Here is a 17541-nt window from a genome sequence, read left to right on the forward strand (position 1 = left end):
GGATGAGGGCACCCGAGCGCGGCGCGTTGCCGCTGGGACTGGCGGCGACCCTGGGGCGGGCCTACGGGCGGCTGACCGAGACGGTGCAGGGGCTGAGCGACGCGGACTTCCGCCGCGAGACGCGCTGCCCCGGGATGCCGGTCGGTCCGCTGCTCGTGCATCTGTTGTACGACGCCGAGCGCGCGCTGATCGCGTTCGCCAGCCCGGCGGTGGTCGAGCCGGACCGGGACTTCGTCACCTACTGGAAGGACGTCCCGCCGCAGGGCGGCACCACCTTCGTGTCGACGGTCGCCTCGGCGTACCGGAGACCGGCGCAGCTCGTGCAGCACTGGCGCGAGGTCTCCGAGGCGGCCGTCCGCGCAGCGGCGGTCGGACTGGCCACGAAGGACCACCGCATCGAGACCCAGGGACATGTCCTCAGAGCGAAGGACTTCGTCGCCACCTTGGTGCTCGAGGCAACGGTTCACCACCTGGATCTGACCGTTGGCTTCCCCAACGCACCGGAGCCGGATCCCGAGGCGCTGCAGGTCACCGCTCGTACACTCGACGGCCTGTTCGGCCCCGAGGCGTGGGACCTGATCGGCTGGGACACCACCACGTACATCCTGAAAGCCACCGGCCGCATCCCACTCGACGAAGCCGACCACGACATGCTCGGCCCACACGCGACCCGCCTCCCGCTATTGAGCTAGAAAACCCCGGCGAACGGGTCCTCCAGGTTGCTCCAGTCCAGACTGGCCAGCTCGGACTCGGTCAGTAGGCATGCGTCGAGGATCGCCTGCAGGCGCGCCGGGTCGAGGCCCATGCCGGTCGCGACCACGGTGCATTCCGCGAGGTGTTCGGTCTCGGACCATTCGCCGAGCATGCCGAGCGACGCGCTGTAGCCGGCCGACTCCCAGCGGACCCGTTGGGTCGGCCGGTTCGCCAGCCAGACAACGCCGCGGCTCCGCACCACGCCGTGGACGATGTCCTCGAGCGCATCGTTCAACCGGGCCGGATGCAACGGTCGCGTCGACCGCCACAGTACGGTCGTCACCCCGTCGTCGCTCGGCTGGACCCGGTCCGAGGTAGCGAGCTCGCCCGCCCACGCCTCGGCGGCGTCGAAGTCGAACCGCCCGGTCCGCGCCACCGCTCCGTCCGGTACGCCGGAAGCGCCCGCCGTCACGACCGACGTCCGCGGGTTCAGGTGCTCCAGTAGGTGCTCGAGCCGGACGACCGCCGTACTCCGGTGCGCATTCGCCAGCACGCACACGTCGGCGTACTCGATCTGCCGCGCCGTCAACTCCGCGACATTGCGCCGATCCGGCAACCCGAGCGCGAGGCCGCGCTCCGCGAGCAGCTCGTCACCGGACAGCTGCTCGACCAGCAGTACGGCGTCGACGACACAGGTGACCGTGTCCACGACGAGCTCCGGCAGTGTCGCGACGATTGTGTTCACCAACGGTCGCGCCTCCATCGCGGGTGGTGTCGCGAGCACGACGTGATCCCAGTGCCCGCGGGCGACCAGGGCCTCCAGCAACGGTACGAGCGACTCGATCAGCTGGCACGCCCCGCAGTCGTCGCCGACGGTGAACTCGCCCGCGTCGATCGGCCCGGACAGGTCCTGTACGAGCCAGGTCAGCACGCCGCGACCGGGCAGCTCGTCCTGATCGACCGCCACGACCACGGTCGTGGCGTCGGTCATCGCTTCCAGTACGGGCGCCCGCAGCGTCGCGGACAGCCCCACCAACAGGGACAACGGAGTCTTCGACTGGGCGGTCATGGACACATTATATGAAAACGGTTTTCATCAGTCCACTGCTACGGCGTGTCCGGAAACAACAGGCGGTAGGCCCCGATCGTCTGGTAGGCAAGGAACATGGCGATCGAGATCGGGAAATACACCGGTGGATGGGACGAGCTCCTCGAGCTCCTGGACGTGGCGTTCTCGGCGCCGTGGACCGACGAGCAGTACGAGTCCGAGCGCGGCGTCTGGGAACCCGGGCGCAGCATCGTCGCGAGCGAGGACGGTCAGCTCGTCGGGCACACCGGCACGTTCTCGCACCGGATGTCGGTGCCGGGCGGGCAGTTGCCGACCGCGGGCGTGACGATGGTCGGCGTCCGGCCGACGCACCGGCGGCGCGGGATCCTGCGCGACCTGATGCGCGCGCAGCTCACCGACGTCCACGAGGCGGGCGAGCCGCTGGCGGCGCTGACCGCGAGCGAACCGGTCATCTACCCACGGTTCGGGTACGGGCTGGCCGCCGATCACCAGGAGATCGTCGTACCGAAGGCGTCCCGGACGCTGCGCCCAGTGGAAGGCATCGACGACGTACGGATCCGGTACGTCGACGTCCGCGAGAGCCTGTCGCGCTGCGCGGAGCTCCGGAACCGGCTCGCGCTCGAACGACCCGGGATGTTCCAGCACGACGAGCGCTGGCAGCAGTACACGATCAGCCCGACCGTCGTGAGCGACCTTGCGAACGCGTCCAAGCTGCGGTGCGTCGTCGCCGAGCGGGACGGCGAACTCGTCGGCTTCGCGCACTACCGGACCAAGCGGGCCGAGAAGGGGTACGTCGACGTACAACGGGTGCATGCTGTCGACATCGCGGCGCATGCGGCGCTGTGGCGGTACCTGCTCGAGCCGGATCTGCTCAGCCAGACGCACTGCGAGCCGCTCGCGTCCGACGACCCGTTGCTGGACCTGCTGCTCGACCCGCGGGCGCCGGGCGCGATCACGCGGGACGGTCTGTGGGTACGGCCGGTCGACGTCGCCCGCGCACTCGCCGGGCGTACGTACGCGCGGGATGTCGACGTGGTGCTCGAGATCGTCGACGACTTCCTCCCGTGGAACGCGGGCCGCTGGCACCTTTCGGGCGGCCTCGACGGCGCTGCATGCGTTTCCGTGGATCGCGCGGCCGACCTCACGCTCGACGTACGCGATCTGGGTGCCGTCTACCTCGGCCGCCCGTCCCTCGCCCGCCTCGGTCGCGCCGGCTTGGTCACCGAACACACCCCGGGTTCGCTGGCCGCGACTTCGCAAGCGTTTTCCACATCTCGACTTCCGTTCCTCGACACAGGCTTCTGAAGGGGTAACCTGCCCAAATGCAGACGCAGCGTAGGGGTGCGCTCGCGGCGGCCGTCGTCCTGTTCGTTGGGCTCGTGACGGCCGGCTTCGTCGTACTCGCGTCCGCGAGCGGACCGGTGCGTCCGGTCAGCGGCAGCACGCTGCGCGCGAAGCCCCGGACGCTGCCCCCTCAACTCGTCACGCAGACGCCGCCGTCGCAGGCCACGCCGACGCCTCGGATGCTGCCGCAGCACGACACCCCGAGCTGGCTGCTGTCGATGTGGCAGACGCTGATCTACCTGATCGTCGCCGCGATCGTCGTGCTGATCGTGCTGGTGATCGTCCGGATCGTCCGCCGGGTCCGGCTGCCGCAGCGGGAGCCGGACGACAACGAGTGGGAGCGGGTGAAGGCCGAGCGGCTGGCCGAGGCGGTCGACACAGGTCTCGCGCAGATCGACACCGGTACGGCGACCGACGCGGTCGTGGCGTGCTGGGTCGCGCTCGAGGAAGCGGCGGCGTCGGCGGGCGTACCGCGGGATCCGTCCGAGACGCCGGCCGAGTTCACCGTACGGGTCCTCGGCGTCGGCGGGATCTCGGAACCGGAGCTGATCCGGCTGGGCGAGCTGTATCGCGAGGCGCGCTACTCGACCCACGGTTCGACCGAAGCGGCTCGTACCGAGGCCCGCGCGGCACTGCTCCGGTTGCGCGAGGAGCTCGCGATAGCTGTGGAGGCCGGCGAATGACGGCGTACCGATGGTCCGCTCTCGAGGAGAAAGGACCGCCGCCGGAGAAGCCGAAGCGGCGGCTGCCGAACAAGATGCTTCTGCAGCACCTTGGCGTGTCCGTGCTCGCGAGCATCGCGCTGGTGGCGATCTTCGCGGCGGCAGGGATGGCGCCGCGGCCGCTGTGGTTCGTCGCGACCGCGCTGGCGGTCGGGCTCGTCTCGCTCGCGATCCGGCTGATGTTGCCGCACGTACTGGAGACCAGTTGGCCCGGCCGGCACGACGACCGGACAGCCGGGATCCGCAGTCAGAACAGCGACACCCGGACCCAGTTCCTCGCCACCTGGCTGCAGGAATCGGGCCGGGAGCGGCGCGCCGGCGAGGGGTCGCAGACGTTTGTACGGCGGATCCGGCCGCTGCTGCTGGAACTGGCCACCGACCGCCTGGTGCACCGGCACGGCGTCGACCCGGCGCGGGAGCCCGACCAGGCCCGGGCGATCGTCGGCGACCGGCTGTGGGCGCTGATCAGTGCTGACGAGAAACGTACGGCGTCGCTCGGCGAGATCGAGGACGCGATCCACACCATCGAGAACCTGTGAGGAACAGTGACTGAGGAGCGGACTCTGGGGGAGGTCTCCGAACTGAGCCGGCAGGTGCTGGAGCGGGTCGGCCAGGCCGTGGTCGGGAAGAGCGAGGCGCTCGAGCTGGTGCTGGCGGGCATCCTGGCCGGCGGGCACGTGCTGCTCGAGGACTACCCGGGCCTGGCGAAGACGCTGGCCGCGCGGTCGTTCGCGCAGGCACTCGGGCTGGAGTTCCGGCGGGTCCAGTTCACGCCGGACCTGCTGCCGTCGGACGTGACCGGCGCGTTCGTGTACGACCAGAAGGAGTCGGAGTTCGTCTTCCGGCCAGGCCCCATCTTCACCGGGCTGCTGCTCGCGGACGAGATCAACCGGACCCCGCCGAAGACGCAGGCCGCGCTGCTGGAGTCGATGCAGGAACACCAGGTCACGGTCGAGGGCCAGACGTTCCCGCTGCCGGTGCCGTTCCATGTACTCGCGACCGCCAACCCGGTGGAGTACGAGGGCACCTATCCGTTGCCGGAGGCGCAGCTCGACCGGTTCATGCTGCGGATCGGCTTCGGGTACCCGAGCCCGGCGGAGGAGTGGGAGGTGCTGCGCCGGCGGATGAGCCGCCGTACCGAGGACCAGTCGGTCGAGGCGGTGACGGACGCGGCCGGTCTGCTCGCGGCGCAACGTGCCGTTGAGACGGTGACGGTGGACGACAGCGTCGGTCAGTACTGCGTCGACCTCGCGACGGCGACCCGGCGGGACTCGCAGGTGCTGGTGGGAGCGTCGCCTCGTGGATCGCTGGCGTTGTTGCTCACATCCCGCGCGTACGCGGTGATCCAGGGGCGCGACTACGTCGTACCGGAAGATGTGAAGGCGGTCGCGGTCGCGGCGCTCGCGCATCGGATCACCGTACGGCCCGAGTTCTGGCTGCACGAGGTGACCGGGGCGACGGTGGTACGGACCGTGCTCGGTTCGGTCCCCGCGCCGCCCACCGTCGCGGTTGTCAGATGAGTTGGAGACCCACCCACGCGCAGATCCGGGCGGTTGTCGTCGCCGCGGTGCTGCTCGGTGTTGCCGTTCTGTTCCGTCGCCCGGACGCGGCCGTGTTCGGGTTGCCGTTGGTGTTCCTCGCGGGTTGGGGGCGGTACTTCCGGCCGCACGAACGGCCCGAGGTACGGACCGAGCTGGACGCTGACGTGCTGTTCGAGGGGCAGGGTACGACGTACCGCCTGCGCGTACCGGAGTCCGTCGATCCGGACATCGATCTGATCGTGGCGGCGCTGCCGCGGACCGCGTGGTTCCAGTACGACCCGCCGCAGGCCGCGGTCGCGGAACCGGTCACGCACGGCGAGGTGACGCTCGAGGTCGGCGTGCGGTCCAAGCGGTGGGGATTGCGGTCGTTGGAGCGGCCAACGGTGACGGCGACGTCGGCGGTCGGGGCGTACCGGGTGCAGGTGACGTCGGCCGGTACGCAGGCGGTGACGACGCTGCCGTTGCGGGAAGGGTTCGAGGCCGTGGACGCCGTACCGCGTCCTGCCGGGCTGGTGGGGTTGCACCGGTCGCGGCGGCCGGGTGAGGGTACGGAGCTGTCGGGCGTACGGCCGTTCCGTACGGGTGACCGGTTGCGGCGGATCAACTGGGCGGTGTCGGCGCGTACGCAGGAACTGCACGTGACGTCGACGTGGTCGGACCGCGACACCGAGGTCGTCATCATGGTCGACACCGGCGGCGAGATCGGTATCAGCGAAGGGATCGACGGGCGGTCGTCGAGCCTCGACACCGCCGTACGTGCCGCGGCGGCGATCGCCGAACACTACCTGCGGAACGGCGACCGGGTTCGCTTGATCGACACGGGCAGCCTGTTCCGGGGTGTGCGGTCGGGAAGCGGGCGCGGGCATCTGCGGCGGATCCTCGACACGCTCGTGCACGCGGATCGCCGGGGCAGCCAACAGGACGAACAACAGTTGGCCCGCCGGAACCGGGTCCGCTCGGACAGCCTCGTACTGGTGCTCAGTCCGCTGCTACGCCAGACGATGCTCGGCTACATCGTGACCCTGGTCCACTCGGGCTGCACCGTGATCGCGATCGACACCCTCCCGCCGGACGTGGTGTCGACCATGGACCTGGACACCCACGACACCCGTTCGTGGCCGCTCGCCTGGCGCCTGCGCCTGCTGGAACGCCGCCGCGACCTGGACCGGTTGAGCGACCTGGGCGTACCTACTGTCCCTTGGCAAGGCTCCGGCACCTTGGACGAAGTTCTCCGGGACGCCGCCCGCCTGTCCGCCGCACCCAGGATCCGCTCATGACAGCCGACGAGAAGATCACCCAGTGGCTGGCGGAACTCCGCGCCGCGAGCCGAGCCGTACTCCTGGCCCGCTTCGTCATCGCGGCCGCCGGTACGGCCGCAATCGTCCTACCGACCGTGCAGCCGTGGGACCAGATGGACCTGGTCCTCTACCTGGCCGTCCCGCTCCTGCTGGCAACTGTCGTCCTCCCCGACTCGGTCGCCGCGACGTTGTTCCTGTTCGTGATCACGCTGGGCTGGCTGATGCGAGCCCCCACGACCATCACCTGGGCCCTGCCCGTCACCGCAATGGCCCTGGCCACGGTCCACCTGGCAGCCGCCTTCGCCGCCCAACTCCCGTCGTACGCGCGGGTCCACCCAACCGCCCTCCGCCGCTGGTGGCTCCCCGGCACAATCGCCCTACTCCTGGCCCCTACCGCATCGGCCGCCGCCGCGCTGATCCAACACGCAAACATCACCGGCTCCTTGCTGGTGACAGTCGCCGCGATCTCCCTGACCACCACGACCCTGTGGCTGGTAGCCGGCCAAAGACTGAACCGCGACTAGCTCTCTTCGCACCCAACCATCCGCAGACCTTCGTACTCGGCGAAGTCCGCGAAGTCCTTCACGTTGAGCGTCGCGAGCGGCAGGTCGTAGGCCAGGCAGCAGGCCGCGATCCAGCTGTCGTTCTGAGGGCGCGGGCGTCCCCGCTTGGTGGCATACGCCGAGATTTCGCCCCACCGTCGCGCCACCGCCTCGTTGTACGGCAGGGTAGGCCGCGTGCTGAGCCAAGCCTCCAGCCCGGCCGTCTTCGTGGAGCCCCAGTTACGCAGATGCGCCCACCGGCTGAGCTCGCCCAGTGTGACAAAGGTGATGCCGATCTGAGCACCGAGTAGTTCGCGGAGCAGCGCCGGAGGAAGCGCGTTCTTGATGCTCAGGGAAGCTACGTCGGTGTCGAGAATGATCGTGCGCGAGCTCACGCGACGTCGGCCCGCCGCATCTCGCCGAGATCTGTGAGGAACTCCTGCACCTCGTCATCGTCGAACACGCCGTCCATGGCGAGATCCCCGGCAGAGCGTACCGGAGCGGAATCCCGGAAGAGCTCGTCGACCGACGCGATCGCGCGCTCTCGCGCAGAGTGCTCAGCGTTGTCAGCGCTCACGACGTCACCTCCAGGATCGACTGGGTCAAGTATCCCACAGCAGGCAGCCTGCTCGACCTCACCACGTCCAACACCTCCATGGGACAGTGTGAAGACGCCGTACGAGTCCTGAAAGAGGCTGAGCGCCTGGTGCCGCAAAAGGTGTGTTGTCGATTGTTGGCCCATGGCTTGGTCCGCGCTCTTCTGGGAATTCTCAATCAGGTGGTTCGCGACATGGCAGCTCGGGCAGGTGTGGTGGTGTGAGCGAACGACGCGTCCTGCATCTCTTCATCTGTGGCGCCGGACCTGCTGCGCGGATCCACGAGATGATCGATCTCGCTCACGACGATGGCTGGGATGTGTACTGCGTCGCCACCGAGAGCGCCGTACAACATTTTCTGGATGTGGATGCCGTTGCAGAGCTTTCCGGCCATCCTGTGCGAACGACCTACCGCAGACCCGGGGACACTCCCACGCCGAACCCTGATGCGGTGGTCGTCGCTCCGGCGACGTACAACACCATCAACAAATGGGCTGCCGGGATCGCCGACAACTACCCGCTGACACAACTCGCCGAACTGACCGGGCTGGGAGTTCGAATCGTCGCGCTCCCGTTCGTGAACCAGGCTCTGGCCGCGAATTCCACCTTTATCCGGAGCGTCGCAGAACTCCGCACATCCGGAGTCGCCGTACTTTTCGGTCCAGGCGAGTTCGAGCCGCACCCGCCCCGCACCGGAGACGCGGCGGCGAGTCGATTTCCGTGGAAATTGGCACTCGAGGCTGCGCGACAGCAGGCATAATCTCCATCTCCGAAGGACGCCTGCCGAAACCGACCATCTCTGTTCGGTTACTTCTCTTCGTCGGTGAAGGTTTCGGATAGTTCTTGGGCCCAGGGGAGGGGGATGGGGTTGGGGCCCATGACCTGCATGGCGGACATTACTGTCATGAGCATGCCGGCGGAGAGGAATTCGCGGGTCTCGTGGGGGGTGGCGCCGGTGAGGGTTCGGATCAGGGTGTAGATGCTGCCGAAGCGGCGGCGGACGCAGTCGCCGATGGTGGGGTCGCCGGCGGCGGAGAAGCCGTGCAGGAGGACGACGAGGAGCTCGGGTTCGGCCAGTAGGCGTTCGTAGTTGTTGCCGAGGTTGGCCAGGTCGGGGCGTTCGGCCGCGGCCTCGCGGAAGATCTGTTCGATCCGGGCGCAGACGCTCTCGACGGCGGCCAGGAACAGTTGCTGCTTGGTGCCGAACAGCCGGATCACGTACGGCTGTGAGACCCCGGCCAGCCGGGCGATCTCGTCGGTCTTCGTGCCCTCGTAGCCGGACGCCGCGAACGCCTGGACGGCCGCGCGCAGGACCTCGTCGCCGCGCTCCTTGGCGGTGAGCCGAACCTTGGGAGTCACCAGTTCTCCTCTCGTCGGTTGACATGTTATCAGTCAATGCATACTCTCGTCATCGAGCTTGTTATCAGTCAATGCATACAAGGGAGTACGGAGATGACGTCGACCGCCCTCGAGGAGAGGCAGGCAACACCGGCGACCCGTGGGCTCGGTGTCGTGCTCGCCGCCGTCGGGATCCCGACCTTCATGGTCACGCTCGACAACCTGGTCGTGACGAACGCGCTGCCCGTGATCAAGCACGAGCTGAACGCGACGCTGTCCGACCTGCAGTGGTTCGTGAACGCCTACACGCTGGCCTTCGCCGCGCTGCTGCTGACCGCCGCCGCGATCGGCGACCGGCTCGGCCGCCGGCGGATGTTCCTGGCCGGAATCGCCCTGTTCACAACGGCATCGGCGGCCTGCGCGCTGGCGACCGAGCCGTGGATGCTGACCGCCGCCCGCGCGATCCAGGGCATCGGCGCCGCGGCCGTGATGCCGCTGTCGCTGACCCTGCTCGCCGACGCCGTACCGGAGAAGATGCGCAGCGCCGCGATCGGTATCTGGGGCGGCATCTCCGGTCTCGGCATCGCCGTCGGCCCGGTGGTCGGCGGCGCGGTCGTCGACGGCCTCAACTGGCAGTGGATCTTCTGGCTGAACGTCCCGACCGGCGTCGTCGCCGTACTGCTGGCCTCCCGCGTCCTGACCGAGTCGAAGGGTACGGCGAAACGCCTCGACCTGGTCGGCCTGGTCCTGGCGACGACCGGCGTACTGTCGATCGTCTGGGGCGTGGTGCACGGCGCCGACGACGGCTGGACGTCCGGCGGCGTACTCGGCACGCTGATCGCCGGCGGCGTCCTGCTCGCCGCGTTCCTCGGCTGGGAGCGCCGTACCAGCGCCCCGATGCTGCCGCTGCGGTTGTTCTCGGTCCGCTCGTTCAGCGTGGTGAACGTGGTCGCGTTCACGTTCGCGGTCGGGGTGTTCGGGTCGGTGTTCCTGCTCGCGCAGTTCTTCCAGGTCGTGCAGGGGTACACGCCGTTCCAGTCCGGCGTCCGGACGCTGCCGTGGACCGCCGCGCCGCTCGTCGTCGCACCGCTCGCGGGCCTGGTCGTCGACCGGGTCGGGGCGCGTACGTTGATCGTGATCGGGCAGGCGTTCCTCGCGACCGCGCTCGGCTGGATCGCGCTGGTCACCACCGCGACCACGCAGTACGGCGAGCTGGTCGCGCCGTTCGTGCTGGCGGGTATCGGCATGGGGCTGACGTTCGCACCGTCGGCGAGCGTGGTGATGGCCAGCGCGTCCGAGGCCGACCGGGGTGTGGCGTCCGGGACGAACAACACGATCCGAGAGGTCGGTGTCGCGATGGGCGTCGCGATCCTCGCCTCGGTGTTCGCCTCGGCCGGCTCGTACGCGTCGCCGACCGACTTCGCGGCCGGTATCGTCCCCGCGGTCTGGACCGGCGCCGCCGTGGTCGCCGCCGGTACCTTCATCGCCCTCCTGCTCCCGGGGCGGCAACGTTCTACAGTGTGACCGTGCTCGACGCTGACGACGTACGACGGATCGCGCTGTCCTTCCCGGAAACCGTGGAGAAGCGGCGCTGGGGGCACCCGACGTTCGACGTCGCCGGGCGGATGTTCGTCACCGTGCCGGACGACCAGACGTCGTTCGCGGTCCGCTGCCCGCGGCTGGAGCGCGAGGAGCTGATCGCGGCGGAGCCGGAGAAGTTCTGGGTACCGAAACACGAAGCGGGCTCGAACTGGGTTCGAGCCCGCCTCGCCGCGCTCGAGGACGCGGACGAACTGCACGACATCCTGATCGACTCCTGGCGCCAGGTCGCGCCGCCGGAGTTGTCAGCTGACGTTGGCCGGTGACGCCGAGAACGTGTTGCAGCTGGCCGGGTTGCCGGTGTTGAACGACCTGCCCATGAACCGGCCCTGGCTCGCGACGCTGCCGTGGTCGCCTTCTTCCGGCTTGTCGCCGGCGGTCACGACGTACTTGTTCCAGACGTACAGCAGGTTGCCGTTGATCGGGTAGCTCGACTTGTTCACGGCCAGGAATACGCCCGCGAAGCAGTTCGCCTGGAGCTCCATCCGCCGCGTCATCCGCATCTGCCCGGCGTAGTCCTCCTGCGCGTACCGCAGTTTGCTCGCGGCCTGCAGGATCCCGGTCATGTTCTGGACGCCGTGGCCGAACTCGTGCGCGACCGAGCGGGTGTACCACATCCGCGCGTACGCCTCGCCGATCGGATCGCCCGGGTACTCGGTGTACGCCTTCACGAACACGTCGACCTTCATGTACAGCATGTTGTTCGCCGAGCAGTAGAACGGCACGTTCACCGCACCGCTGGCGCAGGGGTTGGCCACCGTGGTCCCCGCCCAGAACGTCATCGTCGGCGGGGTGAACTGGAAGCCGGCCTTCTCGACGAGCGGCTTCCAGGACTGGTCCAGGCAGGGCTTGATCGCGGTCCAGTAGGCGGCCGCGTTCTTCGCGGTGTTCGGCTTGATGTTCGGTTCCCGGCAGCCGACCGACGCCATCTGCCCGACGGTGTAGATCGGGTTCTTCGCCACGATCGTCTCGCTCGACGCCTCGGTCGGGGAGCCTGTGCTGGTCGGTGTCGACGGCTCGCCAGTCGGGGACGCGGTCGGCTTCGGGGTGTACCGGGTCGGCGTGACCGGCGGCGTGGTGACGTCCTCGGCGGCCTTCTTCACCAGGCCGATCAGCACCGCGCCGACGATGCCGATCCCGACGATCGACAGGATCGCGATCAGCGGCGCCTTCGACTTCTTCCGCGGCCGGCGCGGGCCGCCGGGACCACCCGGGCCGGGCCCGAAGTTCGGTCCCCAGCCGAAGCCGGGTCCCTGCTGCTGCGGCGGCGGGCCGTACTGCGGGGGGTACTGGGGCGGGTATTGCGGCGCGTACTGCTGTGGCGGGCCTTGGTAAGGAGGGTACGGCGGGTTCTGGCCGGGCGGACCGTAGGGTGGCTGGCTCAACGCCGTTCCTCTCGTGCCTCGTACTGGAGCAACGGTCACAGTATCGGCAACAAACAGGTCAGCTTTGAGCGGCCTCGAAAGGTATGGTCAGGCCGTGACTGACGCAGTGACGACACCGAACAGCCCGATCGACCAGCTTGCCGAACAGCACCTCGAGCAGGACATCGTCCTGGACCCGATCGGCGCGACCGAGATGGGGATCGCCGGCCACGACCACGAGCTGCCGGACTTCACCCCGGCCGGGTTCGCGGCCCGGGTCGACCTGACCCGGCGGTCGCTCGCCGCGGCGCGGGCGATCGAGCCGGGCAGTCCGCGCGAGGAGGTCGCCAAGGACGCGTTCGTGGAGCGGCTCGGGCTGGAGCTCGAGCGGTACGAAGCCGGCGTCCCGCAGCACCAGCTGAACGCGATCTCGTCGGTACCGGCGGCGTTGCGCCAGGTGTTCGACTTGATGCCGACAGCAACCGAGCAGGACTGGGAGGTCGTCGCGATCCGGCTGAACCAGATCGGTACGACCCTCGACGGGTATCGCGACACGCTGCTGGAGCAGGCCGACGCCGGGCGGGTCTCCGCGGTCCGTCAGGTGACCGGGCTGGCCGAGCGGATCGCCAGCTGGACCGGTGCCGACGGCGACGACTTCTTCGCCGGTCTCGCCGCGCAGGCGCCCGAGGGTGCCGTGAAGCCGGCCGTCGAAGCTGCTGCCGGGTCCGCGCGGAAGGCGTTCGACCAGTTCGGCGCGTGGCTCACGTCCGACCTCGCGCCGCGGGCGCCGGAGCGGGACGCGTGCGGCCGGGAGGTGTACGAGCTCGCCTCGCGCAGCTTCCTCGGTGCCAAGGTCGACCTCGAGGAGACGTACGCCTGGGGCTGGCAGGAGCTGGCCCGGATCGAGAACGACATGCAGGACATCGCCGCCGGGCTGAACGGCGGCGAGCGGAACATCGAGGCGACCGCCGCGCTGCTGGACAGCGATCCGGCGCGGACGATCCAGGGCAAGGACGCCTTCCGGGACTGGATGCAGCAGCTGTCCGACGCGGCCGTCGCGGAACTCGGCGGTACGCACTTCGACATCCCGGAGGAGATCCGCACCCTGGAGTGCATGATCGCGCCGACCTCGGACGGCTCGATCTACTACACGAACCCGAGCGAGGACCTGACCACCCGGCCGGGCCGGATGTGGTGGGCGGTACCGAGCGGCGTCGAGAAGTTCGCCACCTGGCGTGAGGTCACGACCGTCTACCACGAGGGCGTGCCCGGTCACCACCTGCAGTGCGCGCAGACGATGCTGCGGACCGACCTGCTGAACCGCTGGCAGCGGCTCGCCTGCTGGGTCTCCGGTCACGGCGAGGGCTGGGCGCTGTACGCCGAACGCCTGATGGAGGAGCTCGGCTACCTCGAGGATCCGGGCGCGCGGTTCGGGATGCTGGACGCGCAGGGCTTCCGGGCCGCGCGGGTGGTCGTCGATATCGGCATGCACCTGGAGCTCGAGGTGCCGCGGGACAACCCGTTCGGGTGGCGGCCGGGGGAGCGGTGGAACGCCGCGCTCGGGTTCGAGTTCCTCCGCGCGCACTGCCGGATGGAGACGGAGTTCCTGCAGGCCGAGCTGAACCGGTACCTCGGGTGGCCGGGCCAGGCGCCGTCGTACAAGGTCGGCGAGCGGATCTGGCTGCAGGCGCGGGAGGAAGCCAAGCAGCGCAAGGGATCCGCGTTCGACCTGCGGGAGTTCCACCGGGACGCGCTGAACCTCGGTTCGATCGGGCTGGACCCGTTGCGCCGGGCGCTGGCCAAGCTGTGAGTGTCCGGTTCGTGCTGGCCTCGAAGTCGCCGGCCAGGCTGAAGACGCTGCGCAGCGCGGGCATCGAGCCGGAGGTGATCGTCTCCGGTGTGGACGAGGACGACGTCATCGCGGAGAACCCGGGGGAGCTCGCGCGGCTGCTCGCGACGCTGAAGGCGCGGGCGGTGGTCGCGAACCTGAGCGATCACGCGACCGTACTCGGGTGCGACTCGGTACTGGAGTTCGACGGGGAACCGTACGGTAAACCCGAGACGCCGGACGTCGCGCGGGAGCGGTGGAGGATGATGCGCGGGCGGAGCGGCGTGCTGCACACCGGGCACTGCCTGATCGACACCTCCGGCAAGCAGGAACTGCGCGAGCTGTCGTCGACGAAGGTCCAGTTCGCGGACCTGACCGACGAGGAGATCGACGCGTACGTCGCTACCGGCGAACCACTCGTGGTGGCCGGCGCGTTCACCGTCGACGGGCTCGGCGGCCCGTTCGTGACTGCGATCGAAGGCGACTACCACAACGTCGTCGGCCTCTCCCTACCGTTGCTCCGCCGCATGCTCGCCGAAGTAGGCATCTCCTGGCCGGCCCTCTGGAACTCCCAAAAACCCTTCACCTACAACGAATCCGTCGCCTCCACCTACGACGAAACCCGAGGCGGCAACCCCCGAGCCCAAGCCGCCGCCCAAGCGGTCGACAGTCTTCTCGAGAACACCGGAAGGGTGCTTGAGTTGGCTGTCGGGACCGGGATCGTCGGTGCTGAGCTTGTTGCTCTTGGCAACCTCGTGCATGGGTTCGACCTGTCCGTGGCGATGTTGCAGCGGGCGAAGGTTCGGTTGCCGGGGCATGTTGCGGCCGCGGACGCCGGGCGGCTTCCGGTTGGGGATCGGCGGTGTGATGCGGTGGTCGCGGTGTGGCTGCTGCACCTGCTCGACGACAGCGAACCGGTGATCGCCGAGGTCGCCCGCGTCCTGCGTACGGACGGCGTCTTCGTCACGACCACCGAGAAAACCGAAGCCAGCCGCTACGCCGACGACCGCGTCCCCAACGACACCCGCTCCCAGGACTCCCTCGCCCACCTGGTAGCAATCGCCGCCCGCCACGGCCTCACCCTGGACGGCGCCACCACCTTCCAAGGCCCCGTACGCAACACCGGCGAAGCCCCGACGTACCCACTGGTCCGCTTCCGCCGGGTGTGAACTCTCATCGGGCGCCTCGGTCAGGGGTGAGCCGACGCGCGCCACTGGCCGGGGCCGGGGTGGAAGGGGGTGCGGGCGTTGCGCCAGTAGGTGGCCCAGTTGCCGGCGCGGGTGGTGTCGGGGGCGGGCGGTGCGGGCGCGGTGCGGGTGGCGAGGACGGCGACGAGGGCGGCCAGTTCCTCAGGGGTCGGGTTGCCTTTGAGGATCTTCACAACGGGATGTTCCCATGCTTCTTCGGGGGCAGGGTGTCGCGTTTGGTGCGGAGCAGGCGGAGGGCGCGGACGATCTCGGCGCGGGTCTCGCTCGGCTTGACGACCGCGTCGATGTAGCCGCGTTCGGCCGCGATGTACGGGTTCGCGAGGTGGTCCTCGTACTCGGTGATCAGTTCCTGGCGGCGCGCCTCGACGTCCTCGGCGGCGGCGAGTTCGCGGCGGTGCAGGATGTTCACCGCGCCCTGCGCGCCCATCACCGCGATCTGCGCGGTCGGCCAGGCGATGTTCATGTCGGCGCCGAGGTGCTTGGACCCCATCACGTCGTACGCGCCGCCGTACGCCTTCCTGGTGATCACGGTGATCATCGGCACGGTCGCCTCGGCGTACGCGTAGATCAGCTTGGCGCCGCGGCGGATGATGCCGTTCCACTCCTGGTCGGTGCCGGGCAGGAAGCCGGGTACGTCGACGAACGTCAGGATCGGCAGGTTGAACGCGTCGCAGGTCCGGACGAAGCGGGCCGCCTTCTCGGAGGCGTCGATGTCGAGGGTGCCGGCGAACTGCATCGGCTGGTTCGCGACCACCCCGACCGGGCGGCCCTCGACCCGGCCGAAGCCGACGATCAGGTTCGCCGCGAACAGTTCCTGCACCTCGAGGAACTCGCCGTCGTCGACGACCGCCTCGATCGCGGTGTGCATGTCGTACGGCTGGTTCGGCGAGTCCGGTACGAGGGTGTCGAGGGCAAGGTCGGTCTCGGAGAGCTCGAGGTCCGCGGGCGCGTCGTACACCGGGGGATCCTCGAGGTTGTTCTGCGGGAGGTGACCGACCAGCGCCTTCACCCACTCGATCGCGTCCTCCTCGTCGGAGCCCAGGTAGTGCGCGTTGCCGGACTTGGTGTTGTGCGTCCGGGCGCCGCCGAGCTCCTCCTGGGTGACGTCCTCGCCGGTGACGGTCTTGATCACGTCCGGGCCGGTGATGAACATGTACGACGACTCGTCCACCATCACGGTGAAGTCGGTGACCGCGGGCGAGTACACCGCGCCGCCGGCACACGGGCCCATGATCAGCGAGATTTGCGGGATGACGCCGGACGCGCGGACGTTGCGGCGGAAGATCTCGCCGTACAGGCCGAGGCTGACCACACCCTCCTGGATCCGGGCGCCGCCGGAGTCGTTGATGCCGATCAGCGGGCAGCCGATCTTCATCGCCAGATCCATCACCTTGACGATCTTCTCGCCGAACACCTCGCCCAGGCTGCCGCCGAAGACGGTGAAGTCCTGCGCGAACACGCACACCTGGCGGCCGTCGATGGTGCCGAACCCGGTCACCACGCCGTCGCCGTACGGACGGTTCGCCTCCAGCCCGAAGCTCGTCGACCGGTGCCGGGCGAACTCGTCCAGTTCGGAGAACGATCCCTCGTCCAGCAGCAGCTCGATCCGCTCGCGGGCGGTCTTCTTCCCGCGCGCGTGCTGCTTCTCCACGGCCCGCTCCGACCCGGCGTGCACGGCCTCGTCGAGCCGGTGCTCGAGGTCCGCGATCTTCCCGGCGGTGGTGTGGATGTTCACGGTCTCTCCCATGAACGGGCAGCCTACGCGCCAGTACGCCCTACCGCCTGTGACCTCCGCCGCACGGTGTGCTGACTCGCGCGGTCGCTACGCTGCCGAGCGTGGCAGATCAACAGTTCGAGGACCTCCGCGCCGTTGTGGCTGAGCGGCTCCTCACCAGAGTCGAGCACCATTCCGGAATCGGAACCGCCCTGTCGGCGGCGCAGGCGAGGTCACCGCAGGCCGCGACGGCCGCCGCGGTCGACGCGATGGTCGCGTCGTCGAGCATCCCTCTCGCGAGCCGTCCTCTCGCGGCGGAGGCGACCGCCACCATGCTCGCCGAGGGATTCGACGAACTGCCTGCTCGGATGGCGGACTGGCGAGCGCGTGGCGCGAACCTGCACCGCGAGGCCGAGCTGTACGGCAACACCCTCGGCGACCGGACGATGTCCGCGATCCGCAGCTTCGAGCAGCAGCCGCCGGACCCGGCGGGTGCACAGCCGGATCGCGGCCAGGAGGCTGCCGCGAACCACAGGACCGACGGAGCGATCCCGCCGCTGCGGGTGGTGCGTACGTCCGCCACGACCGCCCACCGCTCCGAGGCGACACCCCGCGCCGGCGGTTCCGCCGGCGACGCCCACCGCGACGCCCCGGGCCGCTGACCGGCAGGTCCGGCGCGAGTCAG

Annotated in this window: 20 protein-coding genes; 13 read left to right on the forward strand and 7 right to left on the reverse strand. The window is 69.3% G+C overall.

The genetic code is table 11. The features are described from left to right. Positions 1 to 2 precede the first annotated feature (2 nt). Positions 3 to 692, forward strand: a complete 690-nt coding sequence (locus ACFYRU_RS27075; protein ID WP_387663402.1) for a maleylpyruvate isomerase N-terminal domain-containing protein — start codon at positions 3 to 5, stop codon at positions 690 to 692. Here ACFYRU_RS27075 and ACFYRU_RS27080 read toward each other — a convergent pair. Then, positions 689 to 1762, reverse strand: coding sequence for a CobW family GTP-binding protein (locus ACFYRU_RS27080; protein WP_387663404.1), 1074 nt, complete (start codon positions 1760 to 1762; stop codon positions 689 to 691). The two genes, ACFYRU_RS27075 and ACFYRU_RS27080, sit on opposite strands and share 4 nt — an antisense overlap. A gap of 96 nt (positions 1763 to 1858) precedes the next feature. On the opposite strand from ACFYRU_RS27080, the gene ACFYRU_RS27085 reads away from it, so the two are divergent. Genes ACFYRU_RS27085 through ACFYRU_RS27110 form a run of 6 tightly spaced genes read left to right on the forward strand, consistent with a single transcriptional unit; the run spans position 1859 to position 7191 of the window. After that, positions 1859 to 3067 (forward strand): GNAT family N-acetyltransferase, encoded by a 1209-nt coding sequence (locus ACFYRU_RS27085; RefSeq protein ID WP_387663406.1) that lies wholly within the window; start codon positions 1859 to 1861, stop codon positions 3065 to 3067. 17 nt (positions 3068 to 3084) lie between these two features. Next, entirely contained in the window at positions 3085 to 3789 is a 705-nt protein-coding gene (locus ACFYRU_RS27090) for a DUF4129 domain-containing protein (RefSeq protein WP_387663408.1), read from the forward strand. Continuing rightward, positions 3786 to 4367, forward strand: coding sequence for a hypothetical protein (locus ACFYRU_RS27095; protein ID WP_387663410.1), 582 nt, complete (start codon positions 3786 to 3788; stop codon positions 4365 to 4367). The genes ACFYRU_RS27090 and ACFYRU_RS27095 overlap by 4 nt, the downstream gene beginning before the upstream one ends. Positions 4368 to 4373: 6 nt before the next feature. After that, positions 4374 to 5348 (forward strand): AAA family ATPase, encoded by a 975-nt coding sequence (locus tag ACFYRU_RS27100; protein WP_387663412.1) that lies wholly within the window; start codon positions 4374 to 4376, stop codon positions 5346 to 5348. After that, complete coding sequence (locus ACFYRU_RS27105) at positions 5345 to 6646, forward strand: DUF58 domain-containing protein (protein ID WP_387663414.1); 1302 nt, start codon at positions 5345 to 5347, stop codon at positions 6644 to 6646. The genes ACFYRU_RS27100 and ACFYRU_RS27105 overlap by 4 nt, the downstream gene beginning before the upstream one ends. Then, complete coding sequence (locus tag ACFYRU_RS27110; protein WP_387663416.1) at positions 6643 to 7191, forward strand: hypothetical protein; 549 nt, start codon at positions 6643 to 6645, stop codon at positions 7189 to 7191. The genes ACFYRU_RS27105 and ACFYRU_RS27110 overlap by 4 nt, the downstream gene beginning before the upstream one ends. On the opposite strand, the gene ACFYRU_RS27115 is transcribed toward ACFYRU_RS27110, so the two are convergent. After that, positions 7188 to 7604: a type II toxin-antitoxin system VapC family toxin gene (locus tag ACFYRU_RS27115; RefSeq protein ID WP_387663417.1), complete on the reverse strand. Its 417-nt coding sequence runs from the start codon at positions 7602 to 7604 to the stop codon at positions 7188 to 7190. The two genes, ACFYRU_RS27110 and ACFYRU_RS27115, sit on opposite strands and share 4 nt — an antisense overlap. Continuing rightward, positions 7601 to 7786 carry a hypothetical protein gene (locus ACFYRU_RS27120; protein WP_387663419.1) on the reverse strand — a complete coding sequence of 62 codons (186 nt, stop codon included), beginning with the start codon at positions 7784 to 7786 and terminating at the stop codon, positions 7601 to 7603. The genes ACFYRU_RS27115 and ACFYRU_RS27120 overlap by 4 nt, the downstream gene beginning before the upstream one ends. Positions 7787 to 8025: 239 nt before the next feature. Here ACFYRU_RS27120 and ACFYRU_RS27125 point away from each other — a divergent pair, with 239 nt between their 5' ends. Next, positions 8026 to 8565 carry a flavoprotein gene (locus ACFYRU_RS27125; RefSeq protein ID WP_387663421.1) on the forward strand — a complete coding sequence of 180 codons (540 nt, stop codon included), beginning with the start codon at positions 8026 to 8028 and terminating at the stop codon, positions 8563 to 8565. 47 nt (positions 8566 to 8612) lie between these two features. On the opposite strand, the gene ACFYRU_RS27130 is transcribed toward ACFYRU_RS27125, so the two are convergent. Beyond that, positions 8613 to 9164 (reverse strand): TetR/AcrR family transcriptional regulator, encoded by a 552-nt coding sequence (locus tag ACFYRU_RS27130; RefSeq protein ID WP_387663423.1) that lies wholly within the window; start codon positions 9162 to 9164, stop codon positions 8613 to 8615. A 93-nt stretch (positions 9165 to 9257) separates the two neighbouring features. On the opposite strand from ACFYRU_RS27130, the gene ACFYRU_RS27135 reads away from it, so the two are divergent. Continuing rightward, positions 9258 to 10667, forward strand: a complete 1410-nt coding sequence (locus ACFYRU_RS27135; protein WP_387663425.1) for an MFS transporter — start codon at positions 9258 to 9260, stop codon at positions 10665 to 10667. A gap of 2 nt (positions 10668 to 10669) precedes the next feature. Beyond that, the gene (locus ACFYRU_RS27140; RefSeq protein ID WP_387663427.1) at positions 10670 to 11008 is read left to right on the forward strand and encodes an MmcQ/YjbR family DNA-binding protein; all 339 of its coding nucleotides are present in this window, start codon (positions 10670 to 10672) and stop codon (positions 11006 to 11008) included. On the opposite strand, the gene ACFYRU_RS27145 is transcribed toward ACFYRU_RS27140, so the two are convergent. Continuing rightward, on the reverse strand, positions 10988 to 12127 hold the full coding sequence (locus ACFYRU_RS27145; RefSeq protein ID WP_387663429.1) for a neutral zinc metallopeptidase: 1140 nt from the start codon (positions 12125 to 12127) through the stop codon (positions 10988 to 10990). The genes ACFYRU_RS27140 and ACFYRU_RS27145 overlap by 21 nt on opposite strands. A gap of 94 nt (positions 12128 to 12221) precedes the next feature. Here ACFYRU_RS27145 and ACFYRU_RS27150 point away from each other — a divergent pair, with 94 nt between their 5' ends. Then, the gene (locus tag ACFYRU_RS27150; RefSeq protein WP_387663431.1) at positions 12222 to 13916 is read left to right on the forward strand and encodes a DUF885 domain-containing protein; all 1695 of its coding nucleotides are present in this window, start codon (positions 12222 to 12224) and stop codon (positions 13914 to 13916) included. Further along, entirely contained in the window at positions 13913 to 15103 is a 1191-nt protein-coding gene (locus ACFYRU_RS27155) for a Maf family nucleotide pyrophosphatase (RefSeq protein ID WP_387663433.1), read from the forward strand. The genes ACFYRU_RS27150 and ACFYRU_RS27155 overlap by 4 nt, the downstream gene beginning before the upstream one ends. A 20-nt stretch (positions 15104 to 15123) precedes the next feature. Here ACFYRU_RS27155 and ACFYRU_RS27160 read toward each other — a convergent pair whose 3' ends face one another. Both ACFYRU_RS27160 and ACFYRU_RS27165 read right to left on the reverse strand, forming a co-directional pair. Beyond that, positions 15124 to 15315, reverse strand: coding sequence for an acyl-CoA carboxylase subunit epsilon (locus ACFYRU_RS27160; protein ID WP_387663434.1), 192 nt, complete (start codon positions 15313 to 15315; stop codon positions 15124 to 15126). Continuing rightward, the gene (locus ACFYRU_RS27165; protein ID WP_387663436.1) at positions 15312 to 16889 is read right to left on the reverse strand and encodes an acyl-CoA carboxylase subunit beta; all 1578 of its coding nucleotides are present in this window, start codon (positions 16887 to 16889) and stop codon (positions 15312 to 15314) included. The genes ACFYRU_RS27160 and ACFYRU_RS27165 overlap by 4 nt, the downstream gene beginning before the upstream one ends. Before the next feature lie 89 nt (positions 16890 to 16978). On the opposite strand from ACFYRU_RS27165, the gene ACFYRU_RS27170 reads away from it, so the two are divergent. Continuing rightward, the gene (locus tag ACFYRU_RS27170; RefSeq protein ID WP_387663438.1) at positions 16979 to 17518 is read left to right on the forward strand and encodes a hypothetical protein; all 540 of its coding nucleotides are present in this window, start codon (positions 16979 to 16981) and stop codon (positions 17516 to 17518) included. Positions 17519 to 17541: the final 23 nt, after the last annotated feature.

The organism is Kribbella sp. NPDC004536 (assembly GCF_042873835.1).
In the GTDB taxonomy this organism is placed as follows: Bacteria; Actinomycetota; Actinomycetes; order Propionibacteriales; family Kribbellaceae; genus Kribbella.